Here is a 13,420-nt window from a genome sequence, read left to right on the forward strand (position 1 = left end):
ATTCCTCCCTTTAGCGCTGCTGGTGCATGCCGCCACGGACGTTCTTTGCAACCTGCCCCGTGTTGCTCGGTGCATAGATCCCTGCGGGCGCCGAATCGTCGATCACGGCATTTGCCGTGTCCCGCTTTATGGCCGCCGCACCCTCCGCCGCTGGGAGACCTACTGCCAACAGTGATCCGGACAGTCGGGGAACGTAGACCCAAGCTTGCTGGCCGAAGGTCTTGCCCTCGACGGTCGCACTGACCGGAATGAAGCTGTCAGGGTGCAAACCGCAGTATCGCCCGATTACCACATCCTGGAACAGTCGGTCGGAAAGGATGGCGGCGACGAACGTCACGTCCGGACTCGTTGAGGCGAGAACGGCTTTGATCGGCACTGAGTCCAACAGGCGATGGGTGTTGTTACGCTCGGTGCCGTTGCCGGCGAGGTATCGGTCCGGTGCCTGCGTCGGCAAAGGGCCGACATTAAGGCTTACGCGAAGCCGAATACGCGGCTCGTGATGCCGGCGCCGTCGATCATGCGCGGCCAATCGGTCCTGCAGGAGGTCCAAAAAAGGGAAAACGAGTGTGGGGAGGATCTCCGTCGGTAGCCCGACCGCGAACCCGTCACCGGTGGAACCGTAGAAATGCGGATGCTTCCAAGCCTCCTGTAGCCCGCACTCGATTAGTACATCTTCGGCGAGAGCCGGTATCAGCTCGCTGATCGTCTGGTGCTGAACACTGGGTTCGCTGGTGAAACCCTTGGCATCGACCGCGAGAACCGCGAGGTACGGAGGAAAATCGAGATCTTGCCCGCTGTTGACGTTCGGTGTCACTGTCCTCTCCTAACTGTGAAAACTTGCCCCTCTCAAGCTATTGCAATCGATGGTCGACACTGCGCACTTTTCCGCATTCCGGACGTGACGGTAGACACCGGTGCGCGGCCTAGCTGCGCTGTTCAGAGACGTTTGCCAACCTGGTGATGTGTGGTAGAGCATGATCGCCATGTGGGAGAGGTGGTGGCTGGAGTGGTGAATGCGACCCCCGTGGGCTATAGTTGATGGCTTGTTCACGGCGGTAGCGGCAAGTGTCGCCCGCCAGCCGCTGAGGGCGCAGTGCAGCCACTCGGCCTTGCCGTGGCGGCGGATCGGGCCACGGCGTTGCGCAGGCCCTGGATGGCGGTTGTCGGCCTTCTCGCAGTTGTGGATACAGCGTGAGCCACGCTGGCAGGGTTGTCGATGACGGCGTACACGAACGTGGGGCCCGCCGCGGGTTTGTAGTACATGCCGCGGCGTCCGTTCCGTTTCGGGGATGGCCTCGCGGTTGCAGTTGCTCTGACGTCGGTCGAGAATCGCTAGCCGTCGCCGTCCGGGACGTTGCCGTACACGATGGCATCGATGTGCAGCATCCCGCCAGCGCACCGGTTGGGGTGCGACAGTCAGTTGAGCCGGAACCGCACCGACACCGCGACGTCACGCCGGGGCAGCGAGGTGGACTTTCGCACAACTGGTTGACTAACCCGCTTCGCGACCTGATCGAGCAAGCTGTTCGTTGCTCAACCCCGGCTGGGTCGAACGTGCCCGATCCCGAACGGCTTGTCGATCAACCGATCTTTCGCCTTACGCCGTTCGTTGAAACCATGGGGCCGACGCGAAGCGGCCGGCGCAAGGAGTTTTGGTGGGAGCGCGAGTGGCGGAAGATCGGATCATTCGATTTCACGCCGCAGTCGGTGATCGCCGCGGTCATACCAGCGTGTGATCACGACCGGTTGCGGTCGGGACTCGCGGCGATGCCGGGGTACAAAGATATCCGACTGGTCGACGCGACGTGGCCTTCGGGGACGATCGTCGAGATGATGTCGGACGTCGCGCCCGGCCCGTTCCCTGGGTGAGGGGGACCGTCAAAGCGGTCGACGTGCCATCCGTACGAGGACACCTCCAGTAGTCGCCTGCCGTTGCCATACGGATCGGCTCCCTGATCACCCTCGGCGGGTCCTGACCAGCGGGCGACGAGCAGTGTCATATCCGACAGAAGGAATGGCATCTGTAGGCGCGACGGTTCTCAGCGAGTTGGCCACGTCCGGCCTCGACGCGGAAGCAGCTCTTCGTCAAGCCACCGACACGCTCGATGCCTATGCCGCCAACCAGTCGCTGCCACTCAACAAATCCGACTGGTTGAGGCCGCCGCGGGCATGTCCATCTTCGGGGTGCGGACCGCTACGGTCACTGCGACGTCGATGCGGTCGCCGAGACGACCGGCGCCAAGCCCCGAGAGCGGCAAGCCCAAGACCCAGCGAGGTCGCGGCGCCAGCGGTCGCCCAGCGCCGGAACGACGTAGGGCCAGCCGGCCAATCGCCGACCGGCCCCTGAGGTCACATCGCGATTATGGCCGGCTGACGACGTAGTCCCAGCACGTCGTACAGATGATCAGGTCGCCTTCCTCGCGGTGCTGGATCGGCGCGCCGCAGCGGGTGCACCGGTCGTTGAACAGCGACTCGCACGACATGCACTTCATAGTCCAGAACGTGGCGTCGTCGGGCTGGATCTTGACCACGGCCTGCTCCCCGCAGTTGGAGCAGTCCGAGGTCGGTTCCTCGCCGCCGTCCTTGATCGAGGTGTACCAGTCCAACCCGAGGAACTCTTCGGCGTACTCGTCGGCCAATTCGGAGCCGGACTCCCACACCGTCCCGCATCCGGGGCACCACGGCTGATCGTCGAAGTGCACCTCGTCCTGCCGGCACTGCGGGCACCGGACCATCGGAGCCTTCGTTGCCTCGTTCTGCGCGTGGAGGCGCTGTGCCTCCCGCTCGTCGTGCCGGCGGGCCGCGACGCTGTACGGGTCGCCGGTCTCGGCCATCAAGGCACGAATCGCCCGCTGACGGGCACGACGGGATGAGCTTGAGCTGCGGTCGTTGTTGACCATCTCTACCTCCAGCGGGTTCCCCATGCCACCGCGAGGTCGAAGACGATCGCAAAATGGACCCACGCTGCGTCACCGACGGCTTGTCCTCGGTCGTCCGGCAGGTGACGGCATGGGCGTCGGGGCCGAACTCGGAGTCGGGCAGAACGTGGCTGCCGACAGCAATTATAGCGCCGCCGCGACGGTAAGCGCCCGCTCCGAATCCAGGTAAGTGCAACGGTCCGCGTGTCTCGTCGGTGGCAGGTGCTCCGCCCGCACCTGCTCGATGGGGTACTCCGTGTGGCTGGCGATGCCGGGATGCCGCTGCGCACTGCGCAGCGGTGGCTGAGCAGCTTCTGTGCCGATGGCCTCGCCGGGCTCGCCCGCGGCACCCGGCGCATGCCGGATCAACTGTGACTGCTGATCGAGGGCTTGGCGCTACGCCCACCGGGGTCGTCGGCAGCGCACGTTCTCGGCGTCGGTGTCGAGCTCGACCGTCTTCGGTTTCCGGTTTGGGGGCCTGGAGCGTGAGTTCGAGACGAAGCGATAAACGTCGCGAGGTGCTTGGGGTCAGGACGTTCGGTGCGGAGCATCCCTTCACTGTGCCTGGGCCCAGAGGTGGTGCGGCATCTGTCGACAAGCGTTAAGCGGGTGGTCCCTGAGCGTTGTTCGGTCTTCCTCTCGCGGAGGCTTACCAGCATTTGCCCAGTTCATACGTGGTTGGTGGGCACGGTTGGTTTCGAACCAACGACCCCCCGCTTGTAAGTTCTGCCCGCTCCGTCCGGCGTTGTCCGCGGCGGTTCCTGGCGTGGGAGCGGTGTTCGGCTCCGACCGGCTGCGGTCGTAATCGTTCGCCGCGGTTGCCGTAAGCGTTGCCGTAAGACTGGCCGATGGACGCAGCACGGCGGGTTAGGTCAACGACCGCCCGCCATGATCCTTGCGTCGGCCAGGAGCGCGTACAGGTACGAAGGGCCTCGGACGAGGTCGTTCAACTGCCCAGGTCCGCTTACCGGCCAGCGCTCAACGGCCAACCGGACCTGGGAGATGTGAAGCGGGTACTGGGTGCGGTCCGGGACGATGGCGTTGCCATCGATCGTATAGCGGAATGGGAGGCCCCGCTTCGTAAGAAACTCTTCGCCGGCGTGGGCCAGGATGTTGCGCCAAACGCGCTCGAACGTCGCCATGCCAATCAGGATTCGCGCGTTGAGGCGCGCCCGCAAGATTGCGAAAAGTTACTTGTAGGCACGCTACGCATCGGCTGCGCTTGGGCGTGGTGTGGCGCCATGCTGGCTCGGCGGACTGGCGGAGGTGTGTGCACACTCCGGTATTTCGACTTGCATGCGATCCTGCAGGGAGGCACTCTCGACGCCACCTAGGGCGCCAAGTTTACCCCTCTGCAGGCGGCAATCAGCTTGCTCTCGTCCGTTCGTGTCATTTAAGACCCGCAGCCAAAGTGGCGGTTGCGACGACTGCAACCAGCAGGCTCCTCGTCGTCCGTCGCTGCGAGTAGTCGATCCAGGCAATGGCAGCACCGCCCGCACTGGCGACGAAAAGCAGAGTCTTCTTGTTCACTTGGCTCACCTCCTTTCAGCTACTCTAAATTGCACTATTTACGGCTTATCAGCATTCCGACTGCGACGCCCAGAGCGCCGGCTAGCAGTAGCAATTCCCGTTCGTTCAAGCCGCTGCCCGCGGGTATCAGCGAGACTGGCTCCCCGCAGTTGCTGCATCCACCACGGACCAAGAGGTCGGCGCCTGCGAGATCTTCGCCGCACCGCGAACACTTGCCCACGTTTCGCTCGGCGCGCTCACCTAGCGAGGTACCGGCGTCCTGTAGGGCGCGGTACCGCTGTTCGGCTCGCTCTCGTTGCAGCCGCTCCTTCGCCAGTTCGTTCTCCAGGTTGGTAACCCTGTCGGTCAAAGATCGAATCGACCTCTCATTCTGTACCGCCTCCAGCCCGATGCCCAGCAGCTCAGCCACCCCAGCGGTGAGCGTCAGGCCCCGGACCTCGGCGTGCTTCTCTGCCGCCTCCTTCAGGTCGGCGGCCACGCGCGTGTACAGGACTTCCCCAGCCATGACAGTGATCGTATGCCTGATTCCTTGCTCGGGCAACGGGATATGCAAGAGAACGCTAGCGCCTTCTGACAGCCTTCCGCCGTGCCAGTCATTTTCTCGGGATCGTTCGCGGCACCTTGGCCGAGGAGCCATGCGCTGCGATCTCGGACAGAGTGGACAATCTCAGCGCCCGGGCCGACTGCGGCGTGATGAAGCGGTGCGCCGCAACCGTTGACGCATGGCCCCATGCACTCCATCAGATCCTTGAGCGTGGTGCTGGTCGCTGCCGCCGGCGTCTGGCCCGTGTAGCGCATGTCGTGGAACGTGAAGCTCGCCATACCGGCCTTTGCTTCGCACTCCCGAACGCTTGGCTCACCGCGTTGCCGCGCATCGGGCGCCGGAGTTCGAGGCCCGTTCGCCGACGGGCGAGCGTGGACCCGGGTCGCCGAACGATGCCCAGGTCATCCGTCGTTCAGGTGGATAGTCCACCCCGGACTGCTTGGCTGACTGATCAAGGCGTATTGCGGCCGGCTCCGCTGCAGGGCGGTGGTAGATGCTCCGGCCTTCGCCAGCATGGTGCCGAGGAGTTCGAAGATGATGCACAGCGCGTTCCGTGCAGGCATGCCCACGTCCATGCCTGGCCGTGCGGATCATCGGGGTCGGCTGAAAAGTGTTAAGCGGATGCTCTCTGACCATCGCTCGGATTGCTTCGGTCGAAGGCTTATCGGTGTTTGAGCAGGCCAAGAGGTACTGGTGGGCACGGCTGGGTTCGAACCAGCGACCCCCCGCTTGTAAGTTCTGCCCGCTCCGTGCGGCGAGGTTCACGCGCGTCCACGACGTGCAACAGTTGGCCGCCGCCGGCTTGCGCGGTCCTTGGGTGTGCGTTGCGGTTGCCGTAAGCGTTGCCGTAAGCAACGGCTCATTACGGCTCTGCGGACATCGCTACAGAAGTTCAGCCTCGCCGCGCGCCCGAGGTTGAGTGCGCACGACGTGACTGGCAGGGGTAGCCGCGCAGCACAGCCCGGAATGCGTGCCACGCGGCAAATACGCGGCAGCGCCCAAGCGGGGGGCGACCACAGATCCATGGTCATGCCGACGACCAGCCCGACCTACGATCGTTCACCGCCGGCCCGCGCCGCGACCACGACGCCGTCGTCAACGGACTGACCATGACCTACAGCTCGGGCGTGGTTGAAGGGCACGTCAACCGCATCAAGATGATCAAGCGTCAGATGTACGGTCGCGCCAACCTCGACCTACTCCGCAAACGAATCCGGCTCGCCTGACGGGTCAATTCCGATCACGAAAAGTGGGTCAGATCCAGTCTTCAGGAATCCGCGACAAGGCCATAACTCGAGGCCGCGGTAATGCCTCTGTGTGACAGGCCGCTCTGTTTCACCTTGCCTGAGGCTGGATGTTGCCGCACGCCGAAGGCCAAGGACGAGCCTCCCGGCGCATGCACCAGTCATACTGCGGTGCATGCGAGCGGCCCCGATTAGGCTGCTTCGGAAGACGACAGAAGAGTTCTCCCGGCGCTTCGGAACTGCTACCCCGGCGGTGGCGTGCCCTGCCGACCGTCTCACGTGGTGTCGTCGTGTTGACGGAGATTGACTCCAGCTAGGTGCATGATGGCCTTATGGCGGACGAAGTCGACCACGCTGGTGATTCAGATAGTGGCGCTCCAGGCAAACCCTCGGTTGTTCTCACTGACCTGCTGGAACGATTGGCCGCAGTCATTCAACGGCGCTTCGGCGGAGAGCCCGCTGCCGAACTAATGCTGGAGGCCCTAGAGACACTAAAGGCCAACATCGCATATGCCTATGGCAACCGACACAATGCTGGCGTTGCTTCTTTGATTGATCGCTGTATCAATGAGCTGCGAGACGCGGAATTCATACCTTTGGCAGCTCTCGCTGATGGTGTTGAGCGGTTAGTCTCGACGGTTCGCGATGGCGGATTACAGCGCCGCCGCTTCTTTACGGACAACTTCGGAGGAACTCCTGGTGACGATCCGGCCGAGCAGCCGGAAGCGGAGAAGTTTGTAGCAGCGCTGTGGTCTTTGAGTCGGAGACTGACGGATGCTCGACAGAAGCTTGAGTACGAAGAGGTAACCGGCACGGTTCAAGAAGCGCGTGAGGCAGTTGCGAGTGCTCAAGAGGCGGCCTCTACTGCGCGCGAAGCAGCGAGCCATGCTCAGGTGGCGGCCGGCATGACAGGCGGCACGACCCTGGCAAGCCATTATGAGAGGCATGCGGCTGCGGAGCGGTGGTGGAATATCGGATGGTCGGTGCTACTCATAGCGTTGGTTGGGGCAACGGTCGCATTGGCGTGGTTCCTGGTTCGCGGGTCATCGGTCGATGCGCTGTCCTCTCGGGAAGTCGGGCGGCTTTCTTTGGCAGTACCACTCCTATTGCTCGCTGCATACGCGTCGCGGCAAGCTAGATTTCATCGCGACTCTGCATCAAAGTCAGCACTGATAGCGGTCCAACTTCGAACAATCCTCGCTTTCGGAGATGCATTAGACCAAGGGCGACGCAGTGAAATTCCGTTCGCCTTTGGCGTAAGTCTGTTCTCCGAATCCGGCCGTCCGATAAGTTCGGAACCGGCTTTTGGCCTTGGGAGCGAGGTCATTGAGGGCCTGAAGGCACTCGGGGCAAATGCTGCTCGTGAAACGAAAGCCTAGAGCGGCTAGTAGCCGATCCTGCTTGCCTTGCGACGTCGTCGTCATAGGGGCCACCAACGGAGCCGAACCCGGAACCAATGGACCAAACGGTTGGTTTTGTTGGAGCTCAACTCTTACGCCTTTTCAAATTTGGCCGAGCGGACTAAGATGCGCCCACGGATGCGATATCCATCATGCTGCCGGTCCGAAGCGGGCACGGTCGGCTCTTTCTTCTAGTGAGGGCTGCGTGAGAAAACGCGCCAATACGTCGGTTGTTGTGGTTTTGGTATGCACGATCTTGCTTACCAACCTGCTTGCGGTCGCCATCAATGCCGCAACTGCAAGCAGTCAACCGTGGCCGTACGGCCTATCCGTAATTCAGCGAAAGCCTTACATAGCCGCTGGCTTGCTGACGCTAGCGCAAATCATTATTGGCGCCGTTTCGGTGTGGTCGTCCAGAGGGCGAAGCCGTCCAGATGGCGATGCGCCATCACCAGATATTCGGCCGTTACCTGAATGGGTCGTAACGCGCTCCGAAGAGACCGAAGGGTTGGTTCGCGCTCTCCGTAAAAAACGCGGTAAAAAATCGATTGCAATTACTACAGGACTCGTTGGTGCTGGTGGCTTCGGAAAGACAACCCTGGCGATGGCCGTCTGCGTTGATGATCGTGTGAAAAAGCATTTCGGAGGACGTATATACCAAATAACGATGGGTCGCGATGTCCGGGATCCTGTTGCTATTGCCTCGAAAGTAAACGAGGTTTCCGAATTTATATGCGGGAGTCGGCCGAACTTCACCGAGCCAAGGCTGGCGGGGCAGCGTTTGGGAGAAATCCTCGACAGCAATCCGAGGGCACTCTTGCTTATTGACGATATCTGGGAGCCGGAACAGCTAGACCCCTTCCTTTACGGTGGGCAGCAATGCGTAAGGTTGATAACCACCCGTGTGCCAAAGACGCTCCCTGCAGATACTTTTAGGGTTACCGTCGACCAGATGTCATTTGAACAAGCTAGGAAACTCCTAACATGGCGCCTGCCGAAACTTGATAGGCAGGTTGTAAACGAGTTATTGGAGGTTACCGGCCGCTGGCCCCTCCTACTACGATTGGTAAACTCAATTATCGTAGAACAAGCAAACCTCACGGGAGCTCCGACCGATGCGGCAAAAGCGCTTCTTGCTCGACTCGTTAGAGAGGGGCCATCCGCCGCCGATAAGGTTAACAATGCTCGCCGGCGATCATCTGTATCCCTCGACCTCAATGTTCCGGAGCAGCGCGCTAAGGCGGTCAGGGCTACCGTTGAAGCTGGGACGACGCTCTTGGACTTAGATGGAGCGGATCGTTTGGCTGAGCTAAGCATCTTTCCCGAGGATGAGCTGATTGAAGTCCGTACCATCTGCCACCTTTGGAAAGCGACCGCACAATATAACGACGAAGCCAGCTTAAATCTATGCCGAAGATTGGCCGAGCTTTCGCTTGTTTCGCTGTCCGGAAATTCCGATGATCTCCGAATCTCTTTGCACGATGTGGTGCGGGCGTTCTTACGCGAAGATCTGGGTGCCGATCTAGGAGCGGAAGCGAATCGATCTTATCTGACGGAATCTGGACGGCTTCTCCCGAACGAACCGTCGCTCGAGTTTAATGATAAGCAGTTAACTGGCTGGTGGCATCTAACGGAGCGCGAGAGCTACCTGGAAAATAATCTGATCTATCACATGATCGAAGGCTCGCTGGCAGCTGATGCGCTAGAGATCGCGGTGGATCTTAGGTGGCTGAGCTTTCGTCTATCCAGAAGCGGTATCGCTGCGGCCCTCACCGACCTTGCTTCGGCACAACCGTATGCGATATCTGCTGATTTCCTTAGGCGAGTAAAGTATGTTAGGCGCTCTTTAGTCCGAGCAGCTGATTTATTCAACCCGACGGAGCCCACGTGGTCCCTTACCGACATTCTTGTGGGGCGGGTTCAGGAAGATCCTGAATGGGAACCAATTGCGCACGCAATGCAAAATATGTTGCTTCGTCCGCATCTTCGCAATCGCTGGCCTTTGCCTGATTTTCCTGAGCCAAATTTGCTCCAGACCTTGCGGGATAACTCAGAGGCGCTGCTCACCTTGGCATCAGATGGTCGAGCAAAACTTATTGCCTCGGCCGGTAAGGACGGTCGAATTCGGGTTTGGAGTTCTACAACCGGAAGGCTAAGGCTAACCATAGATTCGACGGGCGGCTGGATTCGCGCCTTGAGATTCGCGATGGGCGGCCGTTGGCTGGTAAGTGGATGTGATGATGGAAATGTTCGTATACACGATATGGTCGAAGGTGGAATAAAGCGAGTTATTAGTCCTGGTTCTGGGTGGATTTATGCTCTTGCTGTTGCACCTGATGATTCGTGGATCGCCGCGTCCAGTCGGAACGGTGTGACTCATGTGTGGGATACGGATCGCTGGGAAGCCTTAAATTCTATAGAAGACGACTTTGACAACGTCCTCGCGCTGGTCAGCACGCCGGATAGCGCGCGCTTGATACTAGGAGGCAGCGGTGGAAGCGTAAGGGTCTTGAACCTGGGTGATGGGTCGATCGAGTCGTTGCAAGAATCCACTGGTTCTCCAGTTCTTACGGCCAGTGTTTCCTCCAATGGGGAATGGATCGCTGCAGCGGACTCAACGGGCCTTGTGCGCTTTTGGGAGGTTTCTACTGGCCGCATTGAGAAAATTGATGGGATCGCTCAGGAGGCCGTTCTAGGTATCGCTTTCGTCAATGAAAATAAATGGATTGCTTTGGCTGGCGAGCTTGGATCAATTCGGATTTTCGACCTAGCCGCCCAGAATTTGGTAATGCAGCTCAGCGGACACCTTGGTCCGACATCTGGCATCGTTGCTATCGAGAGCACCGACTGGCTTGCTACTTCTAGCGGTGACGGAACGGTCAAAATCTGGGACTTCGGAGGATTGCAAACGGCCGGTGAGCGTATAACAAGACAATCGCGTCCGGCTTTGAGTGTTGCATTGGCCCGTGATGGCAGTTGGATTTCGAGCTCTGGATACGACGGAAAGGTGCTCAACTGGAACGTCGAGAGCGAGGCCCCGATCTCTCGTTTAGACGACCTCGGCTCGAATGCTGTGTTAAGTACCAATGGGACAGTCTTGGCGGCGTTGTGCGACAACGGCGTCGTTTATGTCTGGAAGGCGACCTCGAAAAGTGTCACTAGGCTCGGTGGCGAGGGTGCGATATCGACTTCGGCTATTGCATGGTCGCGAGATGGTTCGAAGGTTGCGATTGGGACCGCACGAGGTAACGTCGTAATTTGCGAACTGGAGGGCATGCGCAGAATCGCGACCTATCGGGTCAGAGGCGGAGTGCTTTCGCTGTCTTTTTCGAATGACTCTTCCATGGTTGCTGTTAGTCACGGACAGGCTATCGATTTCATTGCCATATCGAACGGTATCGCGCGAACATCTCTAACTCGGCATGGCGGTCGCGCGGTCTATATCGAGATGGGGGCCGACGAGTGGTCGTTAGCGGCCGTTACTGGAGATGGTCGCGCCTATGTTTACGACCTACCCGAGGAGCAGCCTATCGGATTATCTATGCCTACGCGTCGAAGCTTTTCAAGCCTGATTGGTTCAAAAACTGGGAACCAATGGGCTGCTGCAACGCTGGATGGGGCCGTATGTCTCTTTAGCCGGCGTAATCCACGCATCCCTGTTTGGTTGACTGCGCATGACGGCCAAGTCACCGACATGGCCTACACGTACGATGACGAGTATCTTGCGACAGTCGGGCGAGATGGTGTGGTGCGTGTGTGGGCCACAAAAACAGGTGAGTGCAGGGCAATGCTGCGCGTTTACGGATCGTTGAACTCGGTTTGCTGGTCTAAGGATGGTCATCTAATCGGTGTTGCCGGCCAAGGCGGCACTTATTTACTTCAATTCCGCGAAAAGTGATCGAATATTCTTAGGCTTGTGCCGCCTTAGGGCCTGTCCAATGGCTTTAAATAGTACTCAGGACCTCGACCCGGTCGGCGGCATAGAGGTCGCTTCCCCCGCCGACGTGCCGCACTTCGAGCACCGGAACTCCAGGGTCGAGGTCCAGTTGGATCCGTTCCTTCCGACTCGGCATACGACTTATCAGGCGCTGTTCCCCGCGAAGTGGAAGCGCTTTTCGCGCAGGTCGTGGCCGGACAGTCGAGGGCGCGCCGCGTCTTTTCATGATGAGACCTTCATCGCGTAGGACGGCCAACGCTCGGCGGATGGTCATTCGGCTCTGCCGGTGCTCGTCACAGAGTGCCTGCTCGGATGGAAGTGGACTGCCCGCAGGGAAAGTGCCGTCGATGATCCGCTCGCGCAGGAGATCGGCGAGCTGGAGATAGAGAGGCTCGTAGCTGTTCAACATGGTCTCGACTGTAAAAGCGGAGCCGTGTGGCTACAAGGGAGTTGTGACAAATAGTTTGGGATCGAACGCGAAGGCGACATGTTTGGACGTCCTTGCCGTCCGCAGACGTCTCACATGCGGAGGTTACGCTTTGGGGCGCAAATCGGAATCCTTAGCAGAGAACGCAATTGTAAGCTGATGGTCTGCTTAGGGATGATGATTTGAGTTATGGATCGCGGAGTTGAAGATGGATCGAAACCTTGCGGAAAGTGCGCGTCTCTTGAATTGCGCTACCTTGTATCGCTTCGTGTGTGTTACTACCTGACGCTTCACATCAGGAGCGTCCGATTTCGTGAGAGGGTCGTCGAGGACATAGCCGAGAGGTTCGCGAATGCTTCCGTGGAGCTTGAGGATGATAAGTTGGACTTTCAGGGCTTCTTCGAGGCGTACCGTGCTCAGGTCGAGGAAGAAATTGACCCAGCAATGCTGCGGGCTCATCAACACGAGATCGAGTACTGCCGGGTGTGGACCAACCACGGAGCCAGGCTGTGCGGGCAGACCCAGTTGGTCCAGCCGAAATTCAGCCGGCACTACCGATCGCGGTCAGCGAAGCGGGCGAGCTGAGGTCCAGACGCGCTCAATGGCGTCGAGGTAGACCTTGGTCATGCCATCTGGTTGCTCGCGGTGTAGATGCAGCACAGGCGCATACGCGGCGGGCGTGCCATGGACGTGGATGTTGGCGAACACATCGTCGTCGGCGCGGTAGATGGAGTTGTAGAGGACCGTGTCGTGCAGGCGTACCTCGACGTTCGGGGCGCGTGTCAGCAGCTTGATCGGGACGAAGGCATTGCGGATGCGGGCGGCGAGCGCATCGTCGAGTCCTTCATCGGTGCCGCGCCTGGCAACGTGTACGCCGTGAGGGTCGCCCAAGGCGATCCGGACCGGAACGCCGGCTCTGGCCTTGGTTGCGATGGCGCGGAGTACGACGGGGTCTTCCAGGATGAACAGCGCGCTGTACACCACGATGTCGATCGCCTGCTCGGCGCTGCGGAAGAGGCGACGCCATGTATCCGTTGGTACCAGGCTGCGGTTGGCGTACGTGGTGATGACCTCGTCCGTGGCCTGCTGTGTTTCCCGCGGAGCAGTGTCAGGCCATAGGTCGGCAACGGGCCAGCCGGTCAGGCGGGACAGTGCATTGCGATGGCGGGGGTACGGCACCCGGCCTGCGAACCAGCGATCGACGGTCTTTGGGTCGACGCCGAGACGAGACGCGACGTCGAGGCCATCGAGTCCGGCGCTGGCCAGTGCCCGGGTGAGTGGATGTCGCACGACAACCTCCCGCAGAGCATCGAGTGCAGCCGATTCTAGTCAAGAAGTCCCTAGACGTCCCTCAAACGTGGTGCCCAGCCGGGGACGTCTCGGGACAGGCTGGCGGTGACGACACGCCTTGACCAGTCGG

General features: G+C 60.2%; 11 protein-coding genes. 4 read left to right on the plus strand and 7 right to left on the minus strand.

Annotated elements, in window-relative coordinates; genetic code table 11:
• Positions 1–10: 10 nt before the first annotated feature.
• Positions 11–814 (minus strand): hypothetical protein, encoded by an 804-nt coding sequence (locus ACIA8L_RS28885; RefSeq protein ID WP_395909627.1) that lies wholly within the window; start codon positions 812–814, stop codon positions 11–13.
• 563 nt (positions 815–1,377) lie between these two features.
• Here ACIA8L_RS28885 and ACIA8L_RS28890 point away from each other — a divergent pair.
• On the plus strand, positions 1,378–1,869 hold the full coding sequence (locus tag ACIA8L_RS28890; RefSeq protein ID WP_395909628.1) for a hypothetical protein: 492 nt from the start codon (positions 1,378–1,380) through the stop codon (positions 1,867–1,869).
• Positions 1,870–2,360: 491 nt separating this feature from the next.
• On the opposite strand, the gene ACIA8L_RS28895 is transcribed toward ACIA8L_RS28890, so the two are convergent.
• The 4 genes from ACIA8L_RS28895 to ACIA8L_RS28910 form a co-directional block, all read right to left on the minus strand.
• Positions 2,361–2,834 (minus strand): hypothetical protein, encoded by a 474-nt coding sequence (locus tag ACIA8L_RS28895; RefSeq protein ID WP_395909629.1) that lies wholly within the window; start codon positions 2,832–2,834, stop codon positions 2,361–2,363.
• 956 nt (positions 2,835–3,790) lie between these two features.
• Complete coding sequence (locus tag ACIA8L_RS28900) at positions 3,791–4,060, minus strand: hypothetical protein (protein WP_395909630.1); 270 nt, start codon at positions 4,058–4,060, stop codon at positions 3,791–3,793.
• Positions 4,061–4,307: 247 nt separating this feature from the next.
• A complete protein-coding gene (locus ACIA8L_RS28905) occupies positions 4,308–4,448 on the minus strand; it encodes a hypothetical protein (RefSeq protein ID WP_395909631.1) in 141 nt (46 codons plus the stop codon).
• 34 nt (positions 4,449–4,482) lie between these two features.
• On the minus strand, positions 4,483–4,953 hold the full coding sequence (locus ACIA8L_RS28910; RefSeq protein ID WP_395909632.1) for a hypothetical protein: 471 nt from the start codon (positions 4,951–4,953) through the stop codon (positions 4,483–4,485).
• A gap of 1,058 nt (positions 4,954–6,011) precedes the next feature.
• Here ACIA8L_RS28910 and ACIA8L_RS28915 point away from each other — a divergent pair.
• The 3 genes from ACIA8L_RS28915 to ACIA8L_RS28925 all read left to right on the plus strand — a co-directional run bounded on the left by ACIA8L_RS28915 (position 6,012) and on the right by ACIA8L_RS28925 (position 11,534).
• Positions 6,012–6,218, plus strand: coding sequence for a transposase (locus ACIA8L_RS28915; protein WP_395909728.1), 207 nt, complete (start codon positions 6,012–6,014; stop codon positions 6,216–6,218).
• 350 nt (positions 6,219–6,568) lie between these two features.
• Complete coding sequence (locus ACIA8L_RS28920) at positions 6,569–7,615, plus strand: hypothetical protein (RefSeq protein ID WP_395909633.1); 1,047 nt, start codon at positions 6,569–6,571, stop codon at positions 7,613–7,615.
• A gap of 226 nt (positions 7,616–7,841) precedes the next feature.
• The gene (locus ACIA8L_RS28925) at positions 7,842–11,534 is read left to right on the plus strand and encodes an NB-ARC domain-containing protein (protein WP_395909634.1); all 3,693 of its coding nucleotides are present in this window, start codon (positions 7,842–7,844) and stop codon (positions 11,532–11,534) included.
• A gap of 46 nt (positions 11,535–11,580) precedes the next feature.
• Here ACIA8L_RS28925 and ACIA8L_RS28930 read toward each other — a convergent pair whose 3' ends face one another.
• Positions 11,581–11,982 carry a GntR family transcriptional regulator gene (locus ACIA8L_RS28930; protein WP_395909635.1) on the minus strand — a complete coding sequence of 134 codons (402 nt, stop codon included), beginning with the start codon at positions 11,980–11,982 and terminating at the stop codon, positions 11,581–11,583.
• 582 nt (positions 11,983–12,564) lie between these two features.
• Positions 12,565–13,290: an XRE family transcriptional regulator gene (locus tag ACIA8L_RS28935; protein WP_395909636.1), complete on the minus strand. Its 726-nt coding sequence runs from the start codon at positions 13,288–13,290 to the stop codon at positions 12,565–12,567.
• Between the last annotated feature and the right edge of the window lie 130 nt (positions 13,291–13,420).

Origin of the sequence: Dactylosporangium sp. NPDC051541 (genome assembly GCF_044454505.1) — a bacterium.
Lineage (GTDB): Bacteria > Actinomycetota > Actinomycetes > Mycobacteriales > Micromonosporaceae > Dactylosporangium.

What these genes read in the sequence shown, in the direction of transcription:
- ACIA8L_RS28895 (WP_395909629.1), bottom strand. Translation starts at nt 2,834, where the DNA reads ATGGCCGAGACCGGCGACCCGTACAGCGTCGCGGCCCGCCGGCACGAC.
- ACIA8L_RS28900 (WP_395909630.1), bottom strand. Translation starts at nt 4,060, where the DNA reads ATGGCGACGTTCGAGCGCGTTTGGCGCAACATCCTGGCCCACGCCGGC.
- ACIA8L_RS28910 (WP_395909632.1), bottom strand. Translation starts at nt 4,953, where the DNA reads ATGGCTGGGGAAGTCCTGTACACGCGCGTGGCCGCCGACCTGAAGGAG.
- ACIA8L_RS28920 (WP_395909633.1), top strand. Translation starts at nt 6,569, where the DNA reads ATGGCGGACGAAGTCGACCACGCTGGTGATTCAGATAGTGGCGCTCCA.
- ACIA8L_RS28930 (WP_395909635.1), bottom strand. Translation starts at nt 11,982, where the DNA reads ATGTTGAACAGCTACGAGCCTCTCTATCTCCAGCTCGCCGATCTCCTG.